The following is a 24,660-nucleotide window of genomic DNA, read 5'->3' as shown; positions in this document are numbered from 1 at the left end:
TTTCTGGCACAATTTCTATTCTTTTTTGAGCACATACATGCTTGAAAACAATTTATTATCATCAAATATTAAATTGATTTTATAAGCAGGATTTTTAATCTCTAAATAATTGGAGTACTTTAATCCCGGATCTCCTACAACATCATTTTTACCTATGATCTTTAATACATCCTCTCCTTTCATTCCTTTTTTCAACTGATTCCCAAATGAAACCTCCACCGCTTCAAAATCATTGATCGCATAACCTTTCAAAATGTTATTTTTCTGATCATTTTCACCGTTTTTTCCAGCCGTGAAATAAAAATGAAAATTATTATAGGTATTTTGCTGCATCAATTCTTTGAGGTCTCCTTTTGAATCTACGGTGGTTATTCTTTCAAAATTTTTGTTGAGCGAAGATTTAACAAAATCCGCTTCGGTTGAAGTACCAAGTGCAAGACCGTTTATATTCCAGCTTTTATCAATTTTGATAACAGGTTTATCTTTGATATCTTTAGAATCGGTTCTGTTCTTGGTGAGTTCCTTCGTATAAGATTCATTGTCACATCCGCCAAAATCTATAAGACCGTTCATAGCATCCCAATAACATGTTTTTGAAAGATTTGTATTATTCAGAATGATTAGCCTGTCATAGTCCGGTGCATAGAAAATATATCGATTGTCTTTTTTTACATTCCAGTATAGCCCATTATCCGTATTAGGATTTTTAATTCCCTTTCCGTACCGGCTTTCGAGCTTTTTTAGGATTTCTTTCTTCAGGGCAGGAGTTTTCATTTCTATCCTGAATCCATATATCGTGGGATCTGCTTTTTGTTTTTTCAGAATTGCAGCAAGTTCTTTTTTATCTTTAAAACCTTGCATATCAAAATGACCTCCACCAAATTTTGTAATACTGTCTGTTTTCAATCGCTCGGAATTAATCTGGAAAAATACTTTTTGTCCTTTTAAATCTATTCCGTCAAACGTAAACTTCTCTGAATTATCTATTTCAATAAATAAACAAAAGGGATATTCAACAGTATTTACTTCAACCATATTTTTATTTTTAAAGTCGATCAGATCTTCAATGGACTCATTCAATCTCAATGTTGAAAGATCTGTTTTTCCCTGTCCTTTACAGGCAATAATTAAAAGTGAGCATACTACTAAATATAGGTATTTCATGATATTAGGTAACAATTAGTGAAAGACCAATATAGCAAGAAATAATGATTAGTATCCTATATCATGAATATTATACATTAAACTGCCGTAAATGATGATCCATGTGTTTATAAACAAACATGCCCAAATCCTCTGTTTTCATTTTCCCAAAGAAATTATGGATAAAATCAGGATTTGAATAGTTTTCATAAGCAGCAATCTGCTCCAACCATATTTTTTTATATAAGTCCGTATCTCCTGTTTTTTCTTTAATGGCAAATTCACCTGCCGGTACATTTTTATCCATGACAGCTCCTTCCCGCAATAATCTTTTTAAAGCCATTCTCCCAAATAGTTTTCCCAAAAATTCCTGTTTATACTCTTGTTTATTTCTTCCTAAAATCCAATCATTCCAAACGGTACAGTGTCTGATCATCTGATAAAGATTCATTTTTCCCCACTGTGCAGTCTTATTATCTGTTAGTGCACTGATCCTTTCGATCAGCTCCTGCCTGTCTTTATGTTCAAATATTGTTTTCATAACTGATTTTTATGTAAAATTAAAGAGCCTCTTTTTAAAAGGGGCAACGCATAAATGACAACATGCAGTGCATTTTGTGCCATTTAATTATGTACTTTTGAGTATACAAGCACTGATATTATGAAACATATTTCAATTATAGTGTATGAAGATGCCATGCCTACAGCAGTCTCCACGGTAACAGCACTTTTTAGCAGTGCCAATGAGATGGCATTAATGAATGGCAAGCCACTTCCCTTTCATATAGAACTTATCGGGATTCATCATAAAGAAGTTTCATCCGGGCTGCCTATGCAGTTTTGCTGTAGCAGAACACTGGCAGAAAAATTCGATACAGATGTTGTGATTGTGGCTCCCATGAAATCCGGACAGGAAGATGTGAATGCCATATTAACAAAAAATGCTGTACTGACGGGATGGATTCTGAAAAAGTATGAACAAAAATGTGAGATCATCAGTCTTTGTACCGGAGCATATTTCCTTGCTGAAAGCGGACTTCTTGATCATATGCCTGCGACTTCACATTGGAACGCTATAGAAGATCTTCAGTATCGATACCCTTTGATCGATTTCAAACCGGAGCATGTGGTTACCCATTCTAAGGCGATCATTACAGGCGGTGGCGGATTTTCATCATTGAATGCAATTTTGTATTTCATTGAAAAAAACTGCGGTAAAGAAGTGGCGGTTTCTTTAAGCAAATTCTATGCTCTTGACTATGGACGAAGCTCCCAGGGCATTTTTACGATCTTTTCCGGACAGCGCAGGCATAATGATGATGAAATCCATAAAGCACAAAGTTATATTGAAAAGAAATTTACAACAGAAATTTCAGTAGAACAGATCGCCAGCCAGGTGAATATGAGCCGCAGAAATTTTATCCGCCGCTTTAAAAATGCGACTTCCCTAAATCCTATAGAGTACATCCAGCGTGTAAAGGTGGAAGCTGCAAAGAAAGCTCTTGAATCCGGAGAACACAATATTGCTGATGTTACTTACAGTATCGGTTATAACGATCTTAAAACCTTCAGAACGGTCTTTAAAAGAATCACAGGACTCACTCCGGCAGATTACAGGAACAAATATAAAAGCCAGGAAATAGATTAAATCATTTTCCTTCTAAAAAACTCCATAAAAATGGGCATGAAATACCGTAGGAACAACTTTTACGTCATCACCGGTGGTCCCGGTGTTGGAAAAACAACTCTACTGAACGAGCTTGAAAATGCAGGATATCGGACAGTAGAAGAAGATGCAAGACAAATCATTAAAGAACAGATAAAAAATAAAGGAAATGGACTTCCATGGGGAAACAGAGAACTCTATACGGATCTTATGATCAGTGCATCTTTACAAAGTTATGAGGCTGTTTCTGCTGTTCGGGATGAGATTGTTTTTTTTGATCGTGGGATTATAGATGCTTTTTGCTATGCACGTATGATTCAACTACCTGTTAGCCCTGAAATGAAAAGTATTACTAAAAACTATCTATATAATCCTCAAATATTTATTCTTCCACCCTGGCCGGAAATTTACAGAACAGACGGCGAAAGAAAGCAAACCTGGGAAGAAGCAGCAGAAACTTATGATGTGATGAGGTCTACCTATATTGATTATGGTTATACGCCTATAGATGTACCGCCTGATACTCCGCAGGCACGGGCAAACTTTATTCTCAGGAATATCATATAAAGTGATTTCCAACAATAAAAAGCAACCATTCTTACATTTCAGCCCTTTGCGATAATCAGTTAAACGATTGCTTAAACATAAGGGGTGTGATATTCATTTTCTTTTTGAATAATTTATTAAATGATTGTGAATGCTCGAATCCCAGCTGATAAGCTATTTCTGCTACAGATAAGCTGGTGGTTGTAAGATATTCTTTCGCTTTTTCAATTAATTTTTCATGGATATGTTGCTGGGCATTTTGACCTGTAAGGTTGCGAAGCATATCACTCAGGTAATGGGGTGACAGGTTCAGTCGGGAAGCCAGAAACTCAACGGTAGGAAGTCCATTTTGTAAGGTCTCCTGATCTTCAAAATAATTCTCCAGGATCTTTTCCATCCGGGAAAGAAGATCATTGCTTACGGTTTTGCGGGTAATAAACTGACGCTTATAAAATCTGTTGCTGTAATTGAGTAATACTTCAATATAAGATATAATGACATCCTGGCTGATATCATCAATCGCAGTATGGAGTTCTCCATTGATATTATCCAGCAATCCAACGATAAGCTTCTTCTCTTTGTCGGATAAGTGAAGTGCTTCATTTGTATCGTAAGAAAAGAAGCCATATTTCTTTATATTCTTAGCCAAGGGATAATTCCTAATAAAATCAGGATGTATGAATAAGGTATATCCATGGTATTCCGCTTCTTCGTCAGTGGACAGGATCTGGTTGGGAGCCGTAAACATCATTCCACCCTCGTTAAAGTCATAATATCCTTGCCCATATCCCATTTTCCCGTTTTCAGAAAATTTATATGATATCTTGTAAAAATTCAAGACAAAATTCCGGTTTAGTATTTCTTTATTTACACTCATTGTGGTATTATCCACAAGACTGATCAGAGGATGTAGCGGTTTGGGAACCTGTAATATATCGTGCAGCTCGGAAATAGAGGAAATTTTCAGAGGAGCATTATCTTTCTTTTCCATAATATAAATGTAAGCATTATTTAAAGTTAAAAAGACAGTGCAGTCGTTATATCTGCACTGTTCTTTGAATGAATATTTATATAAATTGCTTTCCGAATTGTTCACGGAATGCTTCTGCTCCCATCTCCAGACGTTGTGCATACAGCTCATTAGCATCTTTACCTGCAACATAGCGAAGTTGCTTTTTACCGTCGGTAGCAGCTTCATATACTACTTCAGCAATTAATTCAGGCTCTGAAGCCCCTTCCATCATCGCTTCCGTATTGGAAAACATAGTATTGATCATTGGTTCATATTCCGGTTGGGTACCCATATCCAGCGACCTACTGATAAAATCTGTTTTAATCCCGCCTGGAGAAACGGTTTTTATATCCACCCCGAAGGTATTCAGTTCAAATGCCAGGCTTTCGCTCCATCCTTCCAATGCCCACTTCGTGGCATGATAGGTAGATCCTAATGGAAAAGCAATCAAGCCTCCAATAGAAGTTGTAGTAATGAACATTCCGCTTCTCTTTTCCCTGAAATAAGGAATAAAAGCCTGTGTAACACGGATCACTCCCAAAAGATTGGTATTTAATTGTTTTACAATCTGATCATCTGTTAAAGCTTCCAAAGGTCCTATTAAACCATATCCCGCATTATTGAATACAAGGTCTATCGAACTCATCTCCAATGCCTTTTTTACTGTAGATTTGATCTGTTCCGGATTGGTAACATCCAAAGGAAGTAACGTTACGTTTTCTAAAGTATGCAGTTCGGTATCAGATTCCGGATTTCTCATCGTTGCTATTACGTTCCATCCTTTGCTTTGAAATAATTTGGCACTCGCTTTTCCAAGTCCTGTAGAGGCACCTGTTATAAAAATTGTTTTCATTTTTTGTTGTATTAAAATTACAATACAAATGTCCGCACTCGAAGAATGACTGAAGTTGCCAAAACGGATATTGATGTAGCCAAAATGGAAATCAGCCTTTTTGAAAGAAAAAATGGCTGAACATGGCTTATTTTTAAATGGATATTAATATATTTGACCCACTAAGGCCTCATAGTTCAATGGATAGAACAAAAGTTTCCTAAACTTTAGATCCAGGTTCGATCCCTGGTGAGGCTACACATCACCTTTTGTTCAAAGCTCTAAAAATAGTATCCCCCGAAACATTCAAAATCGGAATTAAACAAGCGGCAACTTTATTTGAAGTGAAAGTTCTTTTTTTCATAGTTGAAAAAAAGAACTTGACGCTACTTTGGTAAAGTAAGTTTCATAATTATTTTTGATAAACGACTAGTATAATTCACCACTTTATGATCATGATCATAAAAACAAATGTATAGCAATCACTATTTTTGAATACGAAACATCACCTTAATAATAATTTTCATCATTTTAGTCTAAAGCTTCCCTCCAGCGGGAAGCTTTTATTTAATAAATTATTACATGCTTATATGTAATGCATTTGCAGCAGGGGCTTTTCATTTATGAGAAGCCCTTTTCCCTTATTTCAGAATTGTAATAAACATAATTATAATTACCTGGAGTCTTACAAAACATAGATTTCTTTAATTTGTTTTGTGATCGCTATGTTTTAAATTAAATTTGTATTCCCATTATTCCTCATAACAATAACACGTATTTTACATGATAAAACAATTTTTCAGCCTGGCTATTATTTTGTCGACAGCCATTTGTTCCGCACAGAACAGCTTCAAAGTAATCCCATTGGGGATTTATGGTGGAGGTTATGAAAGTAACTTATCCAGCTACATGGCTGCTCCGGTGCATTCTGACAATTATATTACTCTTGATGCCGGAACAATACGTTCCGGAATTGAAAAAGCAATAGAGAAGGGAAATTTTAAACAAAATTCTGCATTGCAGGTGATCCAACAAAATATCAAAGGCTATCTTATCTCCCATGCACATCTTGATCATGTAAGCGGATTGATCATCAACAGCCCGGATGATACAAAAAAGTCCGTGTATACACTACCTTCTGTTGGAAACATCATTACAGATAAATATTTCTCGTGGCAAAGCTGGGCTAATTTTACCGATACCGGAGAAACACCCAGGTTAGGTAAATATAAAATGATCAGTCTGGAAGAAAACAGGGAAATACCTCTAACAGACACAGAAATGTATGTGACAGCTTTTCCGCTTAGCCACGTCAACCCTTATGAAAGTACAGCTTTTCTTTTACGGTATAATGACGATTACCTTCTTTACCTGGGAGATACGGGAAGCGATCGTATAGAAAAAAGCAATAAGCTCGAAAAACTATGGAAACAGGTTGCTCCACATGTAAATAAGCAAAAGCTAAAAGGAATTCTAATAGAAGTTTCTTTTCCAAATGCACAACCGGATAAATCATTATTTGGACATCTTACCCCAGCGTTATTGGAAAATGAATTGAATATTCTGAATGGTTTTTGTCAACCCGGAAAACTAAAAAACGTCCCTGTAATCATTACCCACCTGAAACCTGTGGATGATAGCATAGAGAAAATCAAGAAGCAACTGAAGGAAAAAAATACTTTGGGAATCCGGTATATTTTCCCTGTACAAGGAGAAAAAATCACTTTGTAAAAAGATAAACAGTTTTTTTAAATAACAGATAATTTCCTATTACATAATTCATTACATTTGTTTTACAACTAAAACTATGTACTATGAAAAATTTAAAATCATTGGAAAGAAGTGAACTAAGACGTATTAATGGCGGATACCTGCAATGTCCTGCCAACCTGGAATGTGGTGATGACTGGTGCTGCATTAACGGAGCATGCCGTCCAAGATCACAAGCAGGGCCTAATGGGTTATGCATGGCCATTATTATCGATTAGAATTGATCAAAAGGCAAAGAAAGTTATTCTTTGCCTTTTGATTTTACCGTACTTCTATACCCGCTTCTATATAAGGTTTTAAATAATCAGAATCGGGATCAGCTTCTGTGATGATCACATTCAGGGAATTCGTGGCGCATATGTAAAAGGATTCCGATTTTCCCAGTTTATCTGAGGTCGATAAGGCAATCGTACATTTTGAAGTTTCTATCATTACTCTTTTAACCAGGCTATCTTCGTAATCATCTCCCGTCACACCCACCTCCAGATCAATACTGCAAACACCCAGTAGACAGATATCTGCCCTGATATTTCTTATACTTTGTATGGTTTCGTATCCTGTTGTAGAGAATGAAATTTTATTCAGCATTCCCCCCATAAACAAAACTTCAATTTCTGTATGGTCTTCCAAAAGAGAAGCCACAGGAAAGCTATTGGTGACAACAGTTAAAGCGATATCCTTTGGCAAATTCGCTACTACAGCCAATGCTGAGGTTCCTGAATCCACAAGCAGAACCATGCCGGGAGTGATATATTCCAAAACCTTCTCTGCAATCATCTTTTTGTGGGCTACATCAATATTCTGCCGGTCCTTAAAATGCAACGGCATTGATGACCGTTGAAGAGCACCACCACGGACAGCTTTAAGCAACCCTTTATCGGATAATTCTTTAATATCCCGGCGTATGGTATCTTCAGATACTTTAAGGGTTTTGCTCAATTGATCAAGCAAAACCTTTTTGTCCTTGGCCAGATATTCCAGAATGCGATCCTGTCTTTCAGCTTTTATCATAACACAAATATAGAAAATATTTACTGCAAGATAATGCAACTTCATGCAATATTTTATATATTTGTTGCAAATAATTGCAAAATGAAAAATAAAAAAGAAACGATCGCTATAGATATGGATGGTGTAATTGCAGATGTAGAGGCACAATTAATCGCCTGGTATCACAGGGATCATGGCATTTTAATCAGCCGGGAAGATATGATCGGTAAACCGGAACCGGACGCTTTTCCCAACAAAGAAATAATATTCGAATATCTGCAAACTCCGGGATTTTTCCGCACCTTGCCAGTGATGCCTGGTGCCATAGAGGTAGTACAGGAACTGATGAAAGATTATGATGTATATATTGTGACAGCAGCAATGGAGTTTCCGCTTTCATTATATGAAAAATACCAATGGCTGCAGGAGCACTTCCCTTTTATTTCATGGAAAAATATCATTATGTGCGGAGATAAGAGTGTAATCGATACGGACTACCTTATTGATGACCATATTAAAAATCTGGATTTCTGTAAGGGAAGACCAATTATGTTTAACGCAGGACACAACAGTAATATAGATCACCATCAAAGAGTAAATACATGGGGTGAAGTACGGACATTATTCAATGATATCAGGAATTTAAGTAAATCTGAAGCTGTTTAAGCCATCAGGAATAATCGTAACGATTTGATTTATCTAATAAACCGAAATAATTTACTCTAACAACTAACCCTTCCAATAATAGGAAGGGTTTCTTTTTACAGGAACATTTATCCTATAATAAAAGAAAACCGGTGAGATATGGCCTCACCGGTTAAAAAAACAAAAATTGATATGGATATGATTAGTTGTGTTATTTTTATTATACTTTCCAAAAAACAAACCGTAATAATTGAGAGTAATTATCTCTCTATTTCTTATTGTTATTTTGCTACAACAAATTTATATTTATTTAGACTGAATAAAAATAATAAACACCATGACATTTATCAGTTTAGCCTTATTTTAAGTATCCATAAGACTATAACGGGTATTTATTACCTGTCAAAGCTTATGTTTACCAAATAATCAAGCCACTTTTGTAAGTGGCTTGATTCATTAATCTAAATTAAAATATTCATCATATTGGGGGAATCATTGAGATATGATTCATAATACCCTGCCTGCTTCATTCTCTTTAATAATCCTTCAAAGTCTGAAAAAGAAGGAACTTCAATACCAACGATCGCTGAAGCAGTTTCCCGGGAATTCCTTTTGGTATATTCAAAAAAAGTAATATCATCCGATGTTCCCAAAACACTCAGAACAAATTCTTTAAGAGCACCCGGTCGCTGAGGAAATTTTACAATAAAATAATGTTTCAATCCTTTATAAAGCATTGCCCTTTCTTTAATCTCCTCCGTCCTTGTAATATCATTGTTACTTCCGCTTACAATGCATACAACATTTTTTCCTGCTATCTCTTCTTTACAGAGCTCCAGTGCAGCTATCGTCAATGCACCTGCAGGCTCAAGCACCATTGCATCCTTGTTGTAAAGTTCCAATAAAGTTTCACATACTTTTCCTTCATGAACAGCAATACACTCATGGATATGGTCCCTGCAGATTTCAAAAGCAAGGTCACCTACCTTTTGAACAGCAGCTCCATCTACAAATTTATCAATGTGCAACAATTCGATATTGGTTCCTGCTTCTACAGATGCCTTCATCGATGCAGCTCCCTTTGGTTCTGCAATAATGATTTTCGTTTGAGGTGATAAAATCGAAAACACAGTGATAATGCCAGCAGCTAACCCACCTCCTCCAAGTGGTACAAGTACAAAATCTATAGGATCTTTTGCTTGTTCCAGAATTTCCATGGCCAAGGTAGCCTGGCCTTCAATGATTTCCACATCATCAAACGGATGGATAAATTCAGCTCCCGAATTTTCACTGTATGCTATGGCCGCATTCTTTGAGTCATCAAAAGTATCGCCTATAAGCTTTATTTCAACATACTGTTCCCCAAACATGGCTACCTGCTCCAGTTTTTGCTTAGGAGTCGTGACGGGCATGAAAATCGTTCCGTTGATCTTCATTTTCCTGCATGCAAAAGCAACGCCTTGGGCATGATTTCCTGCACTGGCACAAACAACACCATTTCCGGTTTTATCATTTCTGTGGAGGCTGTAGATTTTATTATAGGCACCCCTGATCTTATAGGAACGGACCGGTTGCATATCTTCCCTTTTCAAAAAAATATTCGCTCCAATCTGTCTGGAAAGTCTAACGCTTTCCTGCAGTGGTGTTGTATTGACAATATTTTCCAGGGTTTTCCGGGCCTTTTTAACAGCATCTAAGGAAGGGAAAGTAATGGTTTTACTTTTCATATTCATATTCTCTATCCGGACGTAACGATCTTACGACTTTCCCGGCTTGCCATAATTCGCTGTTTCTCAATTCTTCAAGCTCTTTGTTAAGACCTTCCCTGTAATTTTCTTTACTGTTACTTGAAATTGATTTTTGTGATTCAGTTCCTTCTTTCACACTTTGATACAGCTCTTCAAATACAGGTTTAGTAGCATCATAAAACTTTTTCCACCAATCTAAAGCTCCTCTTTGGGCTGTTGTTGAACAGTTGGCATACATCCAATCCATTCCGTTCTCTGCCACCAAAGGCATTAAAGACTGTGTTAATTCCTCAACGGTTTCATTAAAGGCTTCGGAAGGTGAATGTCCCTGAGCTCTCAATACTTCAAACTGAGCCGCAAAAAGTCCCTGTATTGCACCCATCAATGAGCCCCTTTCTCCTACCAGATCACTATATACTTCTTTCTTAAAGTTGGTTTCGAACAAATATCCGCTGCCTACCGCAATCCCTAATGCAATTACTTTATCCTTCGCATTTCCCGTTGCATCCTGATGGATGGCATAACTGCTGTTCAATCCCTTACCTTCCACAAAAAGTCTTCTTAAAGATGTTCCGGATCCTTTAGGCGCTACCAAAACTACATCTACCTCTTTAGACGGTACGATATTAGTCTGGTGATTATAGGTAATTCCGAAACCATGTGAGAAATATAATGTTTTTCCAGGGGTAAGGTGTTTTTCTAATGTTGGCCAGAATTCGATCTGTGCTGCATCACTTAAAAGATAGCACAGAATAGTTCCTCTTTGTGCTGCCTCTTCTAATTCAAATAATGTTTCACCCGGAATAAATCCATCTTGTACTGCCTTATCCCAACTTTTAGAATTCTTACGTTGTCCGACAATTACATTGATTCCGTTATCCTGAAGGTTTAAAGCCTGACCAGGTCCCTGGATACCATATCCTAAAACCGCTACAGTCTCATTTTTTAATACATCCTGCGCTTTTTCAATTGGAAATTCTTCTCTTGTTACTACATTTTCTTCTACTCCTGCAAATTTAATTAATGCCATAATTTTGTTTTTAATTGTTATTTTTCCGGCCAATTCTGGCCACATTATAATATATTGAACTTGTGTTTTTTATTGATAAGCCATTTTTTCAAGGGCCGTCAGCTTTTTATGGAAAGCTTCATTGGATTTAATAACTGCTACTCTTCCGCTTCTGATAAACTCTATAAGACCATGGGGCTCCAGAAGGTCAAGGAAACGGCCTATTTCTTCATGATGTCCCACAATCGTAAAAACAGTATAATCATTTCTCACACTTACGATGGTTGCACCATATTGTCTTAAAATCCTTTCAACATAGAATTTTTCAGAAACGACATTGGTTTCTATTTTAAAAAGTGCCAGTTCCTGCCATACGATTTCTTCATTGGTATTGTAATATACTTTTATCACTTCTACCAGCTTCTGAATCTGGCGGGATATTTTCCTTACAGTTTCATATGTAGTTTCCACTACAATGGTAAACCTGGAAATACCTGTAATTTCTGTAGGTGAAACATTCAGGCTGTCTATATTAATCCCCCTCCTAGAAAAAACCGTTGCTATTCTGGCGAGTAATCCTACCTGGTTTTCTGTGAAAACGCTTATGGTGTATTCCTGTTTATTCATCATATTTATTTTTATTTTAAGCGGATTTCACTTACGCTGCATCCTTGTGGGACCATCGGGAAAACATTATTTTCTTTCCCTACTTTTATTTCCAGAAGATAAGATCCCTCTGTTTCAAGCATTTCTTTTAATGAAGATTCCAGGAAAGCTCTTTCTTTTACATGCTTTGCTTTAATGCCATAGGCTTCAGCAACAGCAGAAAAGTCCGGACTGGTGATATCCACGAAAGAATATCGCTTGTCATGAAAGAGTTCCTGCCATTGACGAACCATCCCGAGAAAAGAATTGTTCAGAACAATCATCTTTACCCCTATTCCGAATTGTGAAATAGTTCCCAGCTCCTGGATGTTCATCTGAAAACCACCGTCTCCGGCAATACAGATCACGTGCTTGTCAGGATTTGCCATTTTTGCACCTATTGCTGCAGGAAGACCAAATCCCATTGTTCCAAGACCACCGGAAGTGACGTTTCTTTTTGATTTTTTAAATTCAGCATATCTGCAGGAAATCATCTGGTGCTGTCCCACATCCGTACAGATGATGTACTCTCCATGGGTGAGTTGGTTCAGGTATTTTAACACCTCTCCCATGGTAAGTTCTTCTGTTTCCGGATTCAATTCCTTGTGTACAACCTCAAGATTTTCTTCACGATGCAGTTCTTTAAACTGATCCAGCCACTCTTTATGTGAGTTTTCTGAAAGAGCCTCAGTCAGCAGAGGAAGTGTTTCTTTACAATTACCAAGAACAGGGACATCCGCTTTTACATTTTTATCTATTTCCGCAAGGTCAATATCGAGATGAACTACTTTAGCTTGTCTGGCATATTGATCCAATTTCCCGGTTACACGATCGTCAAATCGCATTCCTACAGCGATAATCACATCACAATCATTGGTTAATTTGTTAGGAGCATAATGTCCATGCATTCCTAGCATTCCTATATAAAGCGGATGTTCTGTAGAAAGTGCTCCTAAACCCAAAGCAGTAGAAGCCGCAGGAATGCCGGTTTTTTCAACCAAATTCTGTAACTCTTTTTCTGCCTGTCCTATAATCACTCCTTGCCCGAAAAGTAGGAATGGTCTTTTAGCAGCGTTGATCAGTAAAGCAGCCTGCTCAATATATTCATGCCTGATTCGGGGTTTAGGATGATAAGACCGGATGGAATTACAGGCCTCATATCCTGTAAAATCGATTTCCTGAAGTTGTGCATTTTTAGTAATATCCACCAATACAGGACCCGGTCGCCCTGATCTTGCTATATAGAAAGCTTTTGCCAAAGCTGTCGGAATATCTTTAGCATCGGTTACCTGACAGTTCCATTTGGTAACAGGAGCGGTAACATTGATCACATCTACTTCCTGAAAAGCATCAGATCCCAAAAGGGATGCATATACTTGTCCGGTTATGCAAACAACCGGTGTGCTGTCAATCATAGCATCTGCAAGTCCTGTTACCAGATTGGTTGCTCCCGGGCCACTGGTTGCAATAGCTACCCCGGTATGGTTCGAAGACCTGGAGAACCCCTGTGCTGCGTGGATTGCTCCCTGTTCATGTCTAACGAGAATATGCTTTAAATCGTCTTTGTAATCATATAATGCGTCATAAATCGGAATGACAGCTCCACCAGGATATCCGAAGATCGTATTGACGTTTTCAGCTTTCAGGATTTCCAAAATAACTTCTGCCCCTTTCAATTTTTTTATGGTCTGTGTAGACCTTTCTGTTTCTAATGCATTAAATGTTGATTCCATTATATTCAATTTAAAAATCTGTTATACATCCCTGAGAGGCATCTGATACCAGCTTTGCATACTTGTATAACACCCCTGTTTTTACTTTATAATCCGGTTGTTTGAATCCGGCTTTTCTTTCTTTTAATTCTTCATCTGATATAATCAGGTTGATGGTATTCTTTACAGCATCTAGTTCGATCACATCATTGTCTTTAACCAAACCAATTAATCCTCCTTCAAAGGCTTCAGGTGTAATGTGCCCTACCACAAAACCATGAGTTCCCCCGGAAAAGCGCCCGTCCGTAATTAATGCTACATTCTTACCTAGTCCGGAACCCATCAATGCAGAAGTTGGTTTCAACATTTCAGGCATTCCAGGAGCGCCTTTAGGGCCTTCATTCTTAATCACAACTACATCACCTTCCTGGATTATTTTGTCTTCAATACCTTTGATAAATTCTTTTTCACCATCAAAAACCCTTGCTTTTCCTTTAAAAAAATTTCCCTCCTTACCTGTAATTTTGGCCACACAGCCTCTTTCCGCCAGGTTGCCGTACATAATTCGGATGTGGCCTGTTTCTTTTATAGGATTGCTGATATCTCTGATAATATCCTGTTTCCTATCTATAATTGAAGTAATATTTCTAAGGTTTTCTTCCATTGTCTTTCCGGTTACCGTAAGGCAGTCTCCATGAAGAAGTCCGAGATCCAATAGATATTTCATCACAGCCGGTACTCCTCCTACCTCATGAAGATCTTTCATCAGGTACTTGCCGCTAGGTTTCAGGTCAGCCAGCAAAGGTGTAGTATCGCTAATCTTCTGAAAATCATCCAGCGTTAAATGATGACCAATACTCTTTGCTATTGCAATGAAATGGAGGACTGCGTTCGTGCTTCCCCCTAAAACCATAATGATTCTCAAGGCATTTTCAAAAGCCTTTGGCGTCATGATATCGGAAGGCTTGATGTCTTTTTCCAGCAATATCCTCATATAATGTCCGGCAAACTCACATTCTTCCTTTTTCTCTTTGCTTAGAGCCGGATAAGAAGATGAGTATGGTAAGCTCATACCCAGTGCTTCAATCGCCGAAGCCATTGTATTGGCTGTATACATACCACCACAAGCCCCCGCACTTGGACAGGAGTTTTTGATGATTCCATCATAATCTTCATCAGAAAGCTTTCCTGCAATCTTATTTCCCAATGCTTCAAAAGCAGATACGATATTGAGATCATTGCCTTTATAGTGTCCTGCTTCTATGCTTCCCCCATATACCATGATCGATGGCCTGTTTAATCTCGCCATTGCCATTAGGGAACCAGGCATATTTTTATCGCATCCCGGAACTGTAATAAGACCGTCATAGTACTGTCCTGCACACACCGTTTCAATGCTGTCTGCAATCACATCCCTGCTGACAAGAGAATATCGCATTCCATCTGTCCCATTGGTCATTCCGTCACTGATCCCTATGGTATGAAACATCAGGCCAACAAGATTCTGTCCGTTTACTCCCTTTTTAACCAGTTCTGCCAGCCCGTTAAGGTGCATATTGCAGGTATTTCCGTCATATCCCATACTCGCTACTCCAACCTGGGCTTTATCGAAATCCTCTTTTTTAAAGCCGATTCCGTAAAACATCGCCTGGGTTGCCGGTTGAGTAGGATCCTGAGTGAGAACCCTGGAATATTTATTTAATGTTTCACACATACAACGCTTGTTTTAAATAGGAATAATCTTCTTCAAAAACCAGATGTCTGTAAGCTTTTTGAATCAAAGCAGACACACTGTTTTCCCACTTCAGTTTAAATGGAATATTATTCAATGATTCTAATGCAACCACTTCCGCTGCAGTACCACAAAAAAATCCGGCATCTGCTCCTTCCATTTCTTCAGGTTTAAAGAATTTTTCTTCGTAGCTAATCCCTAGCTGATCGCATATCTCGAACATTGTCGCTCTGGTTATCCCCGGAAGAATACTCCCTTTTGCCGGTGTATATAATTTTGCATCCTTTTCATAAAAAATATTAGCTCCTGAACTTTCCGCTACATTTCCATTGCCATCTAAAAGCATTGCTTCGTCAAATCCTTTATCTTTGGCTTCCTGCGATGCAAGAATAGAGTTTACATAATGACCACTCGCTTTTGCTTCTATTCTAAATGCCTTCGGATTGGGGCGCTCAAAAGAAGAGGTCATTATCCTTGCATGGTCGGATAAGTATCCGTTATCCCAACTCCACGCTTCAATAATCAAAGAACTTTTGTTTCCTTTTGAAAGGCTCATGTTAGGAGAGCAAATTACTAATGGTCTGATGTATGCATTACTTAAATTATTCATTTCCAAAAGCTTATAGGTCAAGTCAATCATCTCTTCCGTAGAATAATCAAAAGGAATCATCATTAATTCTGCTGATTTTTTCAGGCGGTCATAATGTTCTTTTGCCTTAAAAATTTTGGTCCCGTTCTTTGTTTTGTATGATTTAATTCCTTCAAAGACAGCATATCCGTAGTGAAGTGATTGTCCGTAAAGACCCGTAGAAGCAGTAGTAGCCTCCTGGAACTTTCCGTCATAATAAAGCATCGTTTTCTCGTTGTAATACATATTTATTTTTTAAATTATTTTAAGTTTAGACATAAAAAAAGCTATTCTCATCAGTCGGGTCAACATGGTAATAAACCTTACTTAACCTGTTCCGATTCCAAAAGCAGTACATGAAGTTCTTTTCTAATTTTGATTCAAAACTAAGGCTTGTATATTTTCTATCTTTCATATTTCAATTAAAATTACAATATTCAAATCACGATAAAATAAATATAAAACACTAATAATCAATAATTTAAATTATCTAATTCTACAATAGCAGAATTATAAAAAGACTTCACTTCTGCATTATAAAATCATTAGTCCTACAGTACTTTGATTTGTTAGATAAAAAGCACCGGATGTATCATTGCTATCCGATTGAAAAGAATGATTGCAAACTCCGAATGATTTCAGAACCTTTTTCAGATTATGGAGTTTAAATTTTTTGTTGTAATACATATTTTAATTTTTTTAGATTTTTTAAAATTCGGGTATAAAAAAAAGCCATCCCGGATGAGGATGGCTTTCTAATAATTTTATAGAGTTTCAACAATACCATCGCTCATCACCGGAATCCGATAATGACAATAACGATAGTAATAATATTGTTGAATGTACTGTTCACTTTTATTTTTTGATGTGACAAATGTATAAACTTTTTTTAATTAAAAAAATATTTTATCATTTTTTTAATTAAATCTCAATAAAAAACAAAATGATTAATGGTATCTATAATCCTTGATAGAAAAGCTTAAGATGCAATTACAGACGGGAATAATTATTTCATTAAAGCATCGATTTAAATTCTGTTGGTCTCATATTAGTCAGTTGCTGAAATGTATTGCTAAATGCTGAAATATTGGAATAGCCAATTTCATAAGCAATCTCACTCATACTCAGAGTGGTATCTTTTAGTAATTCCATTGCACGAATGATCCTTACCATCTTTACATACTGGATAAACGAAATCCCCAATTTATTGGTAAATATACGGGTCAGACTTCTTACACTAAATCCAAATTTACCCCCTACTTCTTCTAGTGTGAGTGGGTTTTCTAAATTGTTTCGAACAAATTTTATAATTGCAGTAAGACGTTCATCACTGGTGGTAGGCAACTGGATAGAAAATTTTTTCAGATTCTCCTTAGGAAGTAAATGTTTCATAGTGAGAAGAAATTCATATTCCCATGAATCTGGAAAGAAATCTCCATTCCAATCCTTTCCGAATTTCAAAAGCTCAGAAAGTAGATTACTTACAGGATATATCCCCAGATCATCGTAAAATGGATGATTAAATTTTTCTTCCTCCGGAAAGTAAATATTAATGATATCAAGATCCTTAGAATTGAACATCAAATTATGCGAGTACATTTTAGGCATCCAGATATAGTGACTGCGTGGAATGTAAAGATCTTTTTCTTTTGTTCTCAATTTTGCCATTCCACCAATAACCAAAAGCAACTGCCCTTTCTGATGCCTATGCATGGGTAGTCTTTGTTCCCATTGCTGACGGATCATCAATATGGATGCAGGATGAGCATCTACTTTTTCTCTTACTTCTTTTATCGTTTTCATAGGCAGGAGTCGATTTTAAAATTTTACAACAGAACACTGATAATGACTTATCAAATAGAGATAAACTTAAAAATATTGGCCAGAATAAACAAAAATAAGGCTAATATTATAAAAAGACTCATTTTAATCCACAATAATTTTGCCAGTATAAAAATGTAATCTGACAATGAAAAGATATATCATACTTCTGTACCTGGCTGTTTCGGCTGGTATAAAAGCACAAATAAAGGATAATCCCTCCGTATTGACATTGAATGAAATCTGGAATATATCAGAGTCACAAAACAAACAATTGAAACTTGCAGAACTTGCAAAAGAAGAAAGCGATATCAGTATTTTAGAAGCAAAAGATAAGCAATTACCAGAATTGTCTGTCGTTGGAGATTTTCGTCTTAACTCCAAGTTTCTTCTGTATGAAAATGGTCTGTTTTCGTCACCTCAAAGTGTTCCAATTAAGGGATATGGTTATGGATTGGGCTACAATCTGGATTTCAATCTTTATAGTGGAGGAAAAGACAAAAGAAACATTGAAATTAAAAAAGAAGAGAAAATACGCAAACAATATGAGTTTGAATTACAGAAAGATAATGTAAAATATATGATCGCTGCATCCTATTACGATCTGTACAAATTCCAGGAATTTGAATCATTTATTTCCTCCGAAATTTCTAGCGAAAAGAAGCAGCTATCCACCATTGAAAATCTTAACAAGAATGGTATTGTATTGAAGAGTGATGTATTAAGAATCTCAGTCAAACTATCTCAATTGCAACTCAGTGATTCGGATGTAAAAAAGAAAATTGATCTTACCAAGCAACGACTCAACATTCTGATGGGAAGAAGTAGTACTGAGCCACTGGCTATTTCTTCTGAAGATATTCTGGAAAACAAAAATTTACAAGGATCTAATTATGAAGACTATCTTGCAGCTGCACTCGATAATTCACCTGATCTTAAGATTGTTAACACAAATCAGACATTAAGTGAGCTTAATATTAGGCAGGTAAAATCAAGCCTATTACCAAGGATTTCTTTATACTCCAGATACAACTATACGTATCCTCAAATTTCATTTTATCCATACTCCAATGATCTCTGGGGATTTGGTCAAATAGGTTTAAAGGTAACCTACTCTGTAGACAATCTTTATAAGAGTAAACACACTATTGCTCATGCATATAACCTGAAAAAACAGGAGATTGAAAAGAGCCGGATAAAACAAGACGACCTATCGATTAAAGTAAGAGATGCTTTCCTTGAAAGAGAACAGGCAAGAGAAAGTGTAGAGACAGCAGAACTTACCATCCGTCAAAGTACTGAAAGTGTGAGAGTAATCAGAAACAGCTACCTCAATCAGCAATCTCTTCTGACCGATCTTTTAGATGCTGAGAACATTCTGTTACAAGCTAAATTCAATCTTACATCTGCTGAAGCAAATTTAAGACTAAGCCATATAAAACTATTGATTATCACAGGAACACTTTAAAATAAAATTATGAACAAGAATAAAACAGACCGTATTATAGTAGTAGCAACACAATGGTTAGGAATACTATTATTAATCGTAATCATCACTTGGGCTGTACTTCATTTCTGGAAAGGATATTGGTATGAGCAGACCAATGATGCACAGATAGAAGCTTATCTATCACCTATAAATGCTAAAGTTGGGGGATATATCAGCAAAATTTATTATCAGGATAATCAGGAAGTCCATAAAGGAGATACTCTCGTACGTATTGAAAGGGATGAATATGATCTTAAAAAAGAAACAGCTTTAGCAGAATTAGCGACATCGGAGGCCAAACTCCCTATACTAAGCGCCAGTGAACAAACCCAGATCAAAAATATTGATGTCATAAAAGCCCATATTTCAGGAATCAAAGCTAAACTGGATCAGCAGCAAAAGGAATACGATCGCTATAAAAACCTTCTGGCAGATGAATCGACTACTCAACAAAAATTTGATAATGTACATACTTCCCTATTAACCAATCAATCGGATTACGAAGAAACGCTCGCATCTCTTCGGGTAGCAGAGTCAAAACTCAATGATATACAAGCACAACGTTTCGCAATAAATGCTGAAATAAAAGTAAGACAGGCATCTATAGAAAGGCAGGATCTCGATATACGTTATACGGTAATCACGGCTCCATTTGATGGTAAAATAGGAAAAAAAAACATTCAGGAAGGACAACTGATTCAACCTGGGCAGACTCTGGCATTTCTTGTCAATAAATCGCAGGAGAAATGGGTGGTAGCCAATTTCAAAGAAACACAGATCAAGACATTCAAAATAGGCCAAAAGGTCAATATAGAAGTGGATGCTTTTCCAGGAGAAACATTTTCAGGTGTCATAGAATCCTTATCTCCTACTACAGGTTCCCGCTATTCTCTTCTACCACCAGATAATGCTACAGGCAATTTTGTAAAAGTAATACAACGTATTCCTGTAAGAATCAAACTTACAGAAACCAAGGAGAAACTGTCCGGGCTATCTGCAGGAATGAATGCTAATGTGTATATCAACAAAAATTAAAGCTAATGGAAGCCCACAATATGCCCATATTTAAAAGTTGGATCCCTGAATGGCTGGCCAGAAGCATTATTTTTACCATATTAATGGTCTCCTTATTCAGCTTTGCTCTGTACGGAAGGCCTATCAGTATGGCAGGATATTATGGAGTCCAGCCAACAGATGTTCAATATGCTATGGTACTTACCTATTCTTCTGCAGTCACTTTTTTAGCTTTAGATTTTCGTATTACTAAATATTTTGCACCCAGGAAATATCTGATAATAGGGTTAGCATTAAATTCGGTGAATTCACTCATCTGTTTTTATTCTAAAAACTGGGGATTATTTCTGGTATGTGGAGTCGTTCAGGGAATTGCCTGTGCACTCATTTGCAGTATCATCCTCAATATGGTTTTTTCCCGTTTATCTTCCACGAGAGCAAGAGTTATCGGTTACAGTATTTTCTATGCAGCCATACAGATCGCAGTTCCCGTATATGCTATTTATAGTAGTATTTTACTTGATGTCTTAGACTTTAACTGGCTGTTTTTCGGATTGATTTTAATGCTCATTACTCTGCTTTTTGTGATTTTAATAGGCATGAATTCAAAAGCCAGGTTTTCAAAAAAGATTCCTCTCTACAGAGTAGATTGGATCGGGTATCTCTACTATCTTACATTTTCCTCTGTTATCGGATACATTTTGATATATGGACAGCAGCTCAATTGGTTAGATAGTCCAGTTATTGTTCTGTTGGGTATGTTCTTTATCATCCTATTGTTTCTTTTTATAGTCCGGGAAAACAGGTTAAAACATCCATTGATTAATTTACAGATCTTTAAAGCCAAAAATTTTGTCATCGGTTTATTATTGCTTTTTGTTTTTTATATTTTTAAAGGAACAACCGGCCTTACCTATGGTTATATAGAAGTTGTCCTTGCCACTGATCCTCTCCATATTATTCCTGTTTGGATAGGCGTTATCTTAGGTACAGCAATCAGCATGGCAATCACTGCTCGTTTTATCTTAATGGGGATTTCCTTGATAAGAATTATTATCACAGGATTTGTCATCATGGCCTGCTATTATTTCTACATGTTACAATTTGTATCTTCTACGGGCGAAACAAAAGACTTTATTCTTCCAATGTTCATCTATGGAGTTTCTACAGGGGTCTTGTTTGTTCCTATTGTATCATTTATGGTTTCTTCAGCACCTCCAAAGGTTGCCTTCAATGCTGCTTTTCTTGGTATTTTTGCCAGATTCTTAGGATTTAGCAGCAGTATGGCTGTAAACAATTATACACAATTATATACCAGATCTGAAGCCAATGATAAACTCAGAGAATCATTGACAGAAACGAATCCCCAATTATCAATTACCCTGCAGAATATTCAACAAGCTTATTTGAATGCAGGCAACGATATGTATACTTCCAAAGGAGCCTCAAATGCTTACTTCAATTATTTTATAAAACAACAGATATTAATACGCTCAACAAAAGATTATTATGATATTATGCTGATCGGATTGCTTGTTGTAATTGTTATTTTGATATGCTTACCTGGAATTCAAAATATTGTTCTCAGATTGCGAAAAGGAAATGTACCTTATTAAACTGGTTCGTAAATTCCGTTTATTATGGACTACATTAACGAAATAAGAAGCAGAATTATATATTCTGCTTCTTATCCGTTTTTATCCTTTTATAAAATTCAAAATTATGACAAAGTCCTCACCTAGTTGTAGATAAGAAGGTTGTAATTAAGCAATTCTTGTCAATTGATCTAGTTTTTTCAACAATGTCGGTATTCTGTACAATCCGTGCATTTTCTCTATTTTATTTTTTAAGAAATCTACATCAACTCCTTTCGAAGTAAGAAATAACGGTGTTTTACTTTCCCCCCTATAGATTGTTCTCCGCTGAGAGTCAGGAGCGGAGAATTCATTTTTTGCAATTCCCACAACAGGATATTTTTCTTCTAATTTTTCATATAAATATCCTCCGAGTCCAATCTTACCTTCATTATTGAGAGTCACATAACCATCTACTAACAGAATATCTCCATTTTTGAGATCAATCTTTGATAATAAACTTAGAATACATGGAAGTTCCCGTTTGTAAAAAGCTCCACTTTCGTAATCAGAAGTTATAGGAGTTTTTTCACTGTAAGCTGCTGTTTCCAGATCATCTTCCCAGTCTTTGAATGCCAGACAGACTGTGTAGGCGTAATTCTCATAATAGTAGGTATCAAAAGCGTAAATCATCTTCAATTAATGGTTGAAAAATTCTCCAAAATGCCATAAAATACCAGAAGGATCATGCACGAAACATTCTTTTCCCCAATTCAGGGTTCTTACGGGCGTTAGTTTTATAGTATTATATTTCTCTGTCAAGTTCAAATCCAAAAGTTCCTGCCAATATTCATCCACATTTTCTACTTCAACAAAGATCATGGTATTATCAATCCACTCTTTCACATATGCATCCTGAAGATAGAATGCAATATCTTGTTTTTTAAATAATGATAATTTTTCTTCTAAAACAATTTCCTCAAATCCCAGATCCGTATAAAAAGATCTGCTTTCCATAAAGTTTTGAGCACCAATAAATGGTCGAATTGATTTCATTTTTTGTTTCATGGCTTTATTTGTTTCCAGGTTTTATAAGTCATTTCAAATTTAATTTCGTGCTTTCCATGAGTTCCTGTTTCATTCCAGCCTATCTTCCGGTAAAACTTTTCAGCTCTTGTATCAAAAGCTGTTCCCAGCCAAACACTTTTTTTAGTTTGCTGAAAATACCAATCCAGCATGATGTGGTGAAGCTTTTGCCCTACTCCAAGACCTTCAAAATCTGGGTGAACAAATAGTGCCCAAATGTTATTTTCTTTCAAATCAACAATTGAAAAACCGACAACCTGATCATTGATTTCACACACCCAACCTTTCCCTCTTTCAAATAAAAATTCTTCGCAATCTTTATCAGTAACAAGATCAGGATTTGACAATCTATTTTCTTTTACAGCATTTCTCACTATCTGTATATGAAAAATATCTTCTGATTTCGCCTCTCGAATTACCATCACGTAATACTTCAATAAAAATAAATAAACAACTATATAATAAATAATTACATCATTTATATAAAGTAATTGATTATAGTATTTTATTATCTATTATTTTCTATCAACCGTAATTCTCTCCGGTCTGTTGGCAATTTCCCACGCTGTTGTGAATACCAGCTGAGCTCTTTTTTGCAATAAACTGAAATCAATCTTTTCAACATCATCGGTTGGTTTATGATAGTCTTCATGGATTCCGTCAAAGAAAAAAGCAACAGGAATATTATTCTTTGCAAAGTTATAGTGATCCGATCTGTAATACAATCTATCAGGATCATTAGGATCATCATATTTATAATTAAGTGCTAAATTATTGGTCTTTTTATTGGCTGCTTCATTAATTACTTTCAGCTGTGAACTCAGCATTTCCGAGCCTATTACATACACATAGTTTTTTCCTCTGTTTTCAGGATCATCCCTTCCGATCATATCGATATTCAGATCTACTACCGTATTGGCTAATGGGAAGACCGGATTGTCCGTATAATATTCTGATCCGAATAATCCATGCTCTTCTCCCGTTACATGCAGGAATAAAATGGATCTTTTGGGTCCGTTACCGGCTTTCTTAGCACTTTGAAAAGCTTTAGCTATCTCCATCACAGCTACAGTTCCGCTTCCATCGTCATCAGCCCCATTGTATACGATCCCGTTCTTCGTACCTACATGATCATAATGCGCAGAAACCACAACTATTTCGTCAGGCTTCTCAGAACCTTCAATAAATGCAAGGATATTCTCAGAATCAGGAAGATTTCTCCCTCCTCTCTGTTGCATGAAAGATGCGGGTACTTTCTGATAATATGAACCTAAAGCTTTTGGATAAGAAATTCCGAGATCTTTGTAAAATTTAACCATATACTCTCCCGCTTTTTTCTGTCCCGGGCTTCCGGTATCTCTGCCCTCCATTTCATCGGAAGCAATCACATATAAATTTTGCTTCAGGTCATCTAGCTTAATTTCTTTATATGCAGATTGAAAAGCTTTCTCAGACTTAGACATTGCCTTTGAAGCCGATTGTCCGTTTTGATTTTCCGATGTCACTTTAGCAGTTTCGCAAGAAGATAATATCGCGACAGCCAATAGTGGAATAAGTATTTTTCTCATTACAAAAATAATTTTACTAAAAGTAACAAA

At 36.4% G+C, this 24,660-nt stretch carries 24 protein-coding genes and 1 tRNA gene; 9 read left to right on the top strand and 16 right to left on the bottom strand.

What is annotated here, in order from left to right; all coding sequences use genetic code 11:
* Positions 1-15 precede the first annotated feature (15 nt).
* The gene (locus MTQ00_RS04310; RefSeq protein WP_273647868.1) at positions 16-1,164 is read right to left on the bottom strand and encodes a hypothetical protein; all 1,149 of its coding nucleotides are present in this window, start codon (positions 1,162-1,164) and stop codon (positions 16-18) included.
* 70 nt (positions 1,165-1,234) lie between these two features.
* Entirely contained in the window at positions 1,235-1,684 is a 450-nt protein-coding gene (locus MTQ00_RS04305; RefSeq protein WP_273647867.1) for a DUF1569 domain-containing protein, read from the bottom strand.
* A 120-nt stretch (positions 1,685-1,804) separates the two neighbouring features.
* On the opposite strand from MTQ00_RS04305, the gene MTQ00_RS04300 reads away from it, so the two are divergent.
* Both MTQ00_RS04300 and MTQ00_RS04295 read left to right on the top strand, forming a co-directional pair.
* Positions 1,805-2,791, top strand: a complete 987-nt coding sequence (locus MTQ00_RS04300) for a GlxA family transcriptional regulator (protein WP_273647866.1) — start codon at positions 1,805-1,807, stop codon at positions 2,789-2,791.
* Between the two features lie 36 nt (positions 2,792-2,827).
* The gene (locus MTQ00_RS04295; RefSeq protein ID WP_273647865.1) at positions 2,828-3,376 is read left to right on the top strand and encodes an AAA family ATPase; all 549 of its coding nucleotides are present in this window, start codon (positions 2,828-2,830) and stop codon (positions 3,374-3,376) included.
* 55 nt (positions 3,377-3,431) lie between these two features.
* Here the strand turns inward: MTQ00_RS04295 and MTQ00_RS04290 are convergent, their stop codons facing one another.
* Positions 3,432-4,346, bottom strand: coding sequence for a helix-turn-helix domain-containing protein (locus tag MTQ00_RS04290; RefSeq protein WP_172283163.1), 915 nt, complete (start codon positions 4,344-4,346; stop codon positions 3,432-3,434).
* Positions 4,347-4,422: 76 nt separating this feature from the next.
* On the bottom strand, positions 4,423-5,220 hold the full coding sequence (locus tag MTQ00_RS04285; RefSeq protein WP_172283165.1) for an SDR family oxidoreductase: 798 nt from the start codon (positions 5,218-5,220) through the stop codon (positions 4,423-4,425).
* Positions 5,221-5,385: 165 nt separating this feature from the next.
* On the opposite strand from MTQ00_RS04285, the gene MTQ00_RS04280 reads away from it, so the two are divergent.
* The 3 genes from MTQ00_RS04280 to MTQ00_RS04270 all read left to right on the top strand — a co-directional run bounded on the left by MTQ00_RS04280 (position 5,386) and on the right by MTQ00_RS04270 (position 7,187).
* Positions 5,386-5,457, top strand: a tRNA-Arg gene (locus MTQ00_RS04280).
* Positions 5,458-5,982: 525 nt separating this feature from the next.
* Complete coding sequence (locus MTQ00_RS04275; protein WP_273647864.1) at positions 5,983-6,930, top strand: MBL fold metallo-hydrolase; 948 nt, start codon at positions 5,983-5,985, stop codon at positions 6,928-6,930.
* Positions 6,931-7,013: 83 nt separating this feature from the next.
* Positions 7,014-7,187, top strand: a complete 174-nt coding sequence (locus MTQ00_RS04270; RefSeq protein WP_172283168.1) for a hypothetical protein — start codon at positions 7,014-7,016, stop codon at positions 7,185-7,187.
* A 43-nt stretch (positions 7,188-7,230) separates the two neighbouring features.
* Here the strand turns inward: MTQ00_RS04270 and MTQ00_RS04265 are convergent, their stop codons facing one another.
* Positions 7,231-7,980: a DeoR/GlpR family DNA-binding transcription regulator gene (locus MTQ00_RS04265; RefSeq protein ID WP_273647863.1), complete on the bottom strand. Its 750-nt coding sequence runs from the start codon at positions 7,978-7,980 to the stop codon at positions 7,231-7,233.
* Positions 7,981-8,061: 81 nt separating this feature from the next.
* On the opposite strand from MTQ00_RS04265, the gene MTQ00_RS04260 reads away from it, so the two are divergent.
* Entirely contained in the window at positions 8,062-8,625 is a 564-nt protein-coding gene (locus tag MTQ00_RS04260) for a 5' nucleotidase, NT5C type (protein WP_273647862.1), read from the top strand.
* A 440-nt stretch (positions 8,626-9,065) separates the two neighbouring features.
* On the opposite strand, the gene ilvA is transcribed toward MTQ00_RS04260, so the two are convergent.
* The 7 genes from ilvA to MTQ00_RS04225 form a co-directional block, all read right to left on the bottom strand.
* Positions 9,066-10,331 (bottom strand): threonine ammonia-lyase IlvA, encoded by a 1,266-nt coding sequence (gene ilvA / locus MTQ00_RS04255; RefSeq protein ID WP_273647861.1) that lies wholly within the window; start codon positions 10,329-10,331, stop codon positions 9,066-9,068.
* On the bottom strand, positions 10,321-11,382 hold the full coding sequence (ilvC, locus tag MTQ00_RS04250) for a ketol-acid reductoisomerase (RefSeq protein ID WP_273647860.1): 1,062 nt from the start codon (positions 11,380-11,382) through the stop codon (positions 10,321-10,323). The genes ilvA and ilvC overlap by 11 nt, the downstream gene beginning before the upstream one ends.
* A 69-nt stretch (positions 11,383-11,451) precedes the next feature.
* Positions 11,452-11,991, bottom strand: a complete 540-nt coding sequence (gene ilvN, locus MTQ00_RS04245; RefSeq protein ID WP_228457034.1) for an acetolactate synthase small subunit — start codon at positions 11,989-11,991, stop codon at positions 11,452-11,454.
* An 8-nt stretch (positions 11,992-11,999) separates the two neighbouring features.
* Positions 12,000-13,739: a biosynthetic-type acetolactate synthase large subunit gene (gene ilvB / locus MTQ00_RS04240; protein ID WP_273647859.1), complete on the bottom strand. Its 1,740-nt coding sequence runs from the start codon at positions 13,737-13,739 to the stop codon at positions 12,000-12,002.
* 10 nt (positions 13,740-13,749) lie between these two features.
* Positions 13,750-15,432: a dihydroxy-acid dehydratase gene (gene ilvD / locus MTQ00_RS04235; protein ID WP_273647858.1), complete on the bottom strand. Its 1,683-nt coding sequence runs from the start codon at positions 15,430-15,432 to the stop codon at positions 13,750-13,752.
* Positions 15,425-16,324, bottom strand: a complete 900-nt coding sequence (locus MTQ00_RS04230) for an aminotransferase class IV (RefSeq protein ID WP_172283179.1) — start codon at positions 16,322-16,324, stop codon at positions 15,425-15,427. Before MTQ00_RS04230 ends, ilvD begins: the two co-directional genes overlap by 8 nt.
* A 768-nt stretch (positions 16,325-17,092) precedes the next feature.
* Positions 17,093-17,881, bottom strand: coding sequence for a helix-turn-helix transcriptional regulator (locus tag MTQ00_RS04225; protein ID WP_273647857.1), 789 nt, complete (start codon positions 17,879-17,881; stop codon positions 17,093-17,095).
* A 166-nt stretch (positions 17,882-18,047) separates the two neighbouring features.
* Between MTQ00_RS04225 and MTQ00_RS04220 the strand changes: the two genes are divergently transcribed.
* Genes MTQ00_RS04220 through MTQ00_RS04210 form a run of 3 tightly spaced genes read left to right on the top strand, consistent with a single transcriptional unit; the run spans position 18,048 to position 22,018 of the window.
* On the top strand, positions 18,048-19,367 hold the full coding sequence (locus MTQ00_RS04220) for a TolC family protein (protein WP_273647856.1): 1,320 nt from the start codon (positions 18,048-18,050) through the stop codon (positions 19,365-19,367).
* A 9-nt stretch (positions 19,368-19,376) separates the two neighbouring features.
* Positions 19,377-20,423, top strand: coding sequence for an HlyD family secretion protein (locus tag MTQ00_RS04215; RefSeq protein WP_172283185.1), 1,047 nt, complete (start codon positions 19,377-19,379; stop codon positions 20,421-20,423).
* Between the two features lie 5 nt (positions 20,424-20,428).
* On the top strand, positions 20,429-22,018 hold the full coding sequence (locus MTQ00_RS04210; protein WP_273647855.1) for an MFS transporter: 1,590 nt from the start codon (positions 20,429-20,431) through the stop codon (positions 22,016-22,018).
* A 147-nt stretch (positions 22,019-22,165) separates the two neighbouring features.
* Here the strand turns inward: MTQ00_RS04210 and MTQ00_RS04205 are convergent, their stop codons facing one another.
* The 4 genes from MTQ00_RS04205 to MTQ00_RS04190 all read right to left on the bottom strand — a co-directional run bounded on the left by MTQ00_RS04205 (position 22,166) and on the right by MTQ00_RS04190 (position 24,630).
* Positions 22,166-22,669: an endonuclease V gene (locus MTQ00_RS04205; protein WP_273647854.1), complete on the bottom strand. Its 504-nt coding sequence runs from the start codon at positions 22,667-22,669 to the stop codon at positions 22,166-22,168.
* A 6-nt stretch (positions 22,670-22,675) separates the two neighbouring features.
* Complete coding sequence (locus MTQ00_RS04200; protein ID WP_172283190.1) at positions 22,676-23,044, bottom strand: glyoxalase; 369 nt, start codon at positions 23,042-23,044, stop codon at positions 22,676-22,678.
* Positions 23,041-23,484, bottom strand: a complete 444-nt coding sequence (locus tag MTQ00_RS04195; protein WP_273647853.1) for a GNAT family N-acetyltransferase — start codon at positions 23,482-23,484, stop codon at positions 23,041-23,043. Before MTQ00_RS04195 ends, MTQ00_RS04200 begins: the two co-directional genes overlap by 4 nt.
* 93 nt (positions 23,485-23,577) lie before the next feature.
* Positions 23,578-24,630, bottom strand: coding sequence for a M28 family metallopeptidase (locus MTQ00_RS04190; RefSeq protein WP_273647852.1), 1,053 nt, complete (start codon positions 24,628-24,630; stop codon positions 23,578-23,580).
* Positions 24,631-24,660 lie beyond the last annotated feature (30 nt).

Source organism: Chryseobacterium sp. B21-037 (assembly GCF_028570785.1).
GTDB classification, from domain to species: Bacteria; Bacteroidota; Bacteroidia; order Flavobacteriales; family Weeksellaceae; genus Chryseobacterium; species Chryseobacterium proteolyticum.
This window is presented reverse-complemented; position numbering and strand designations above follow the sequence as displayed.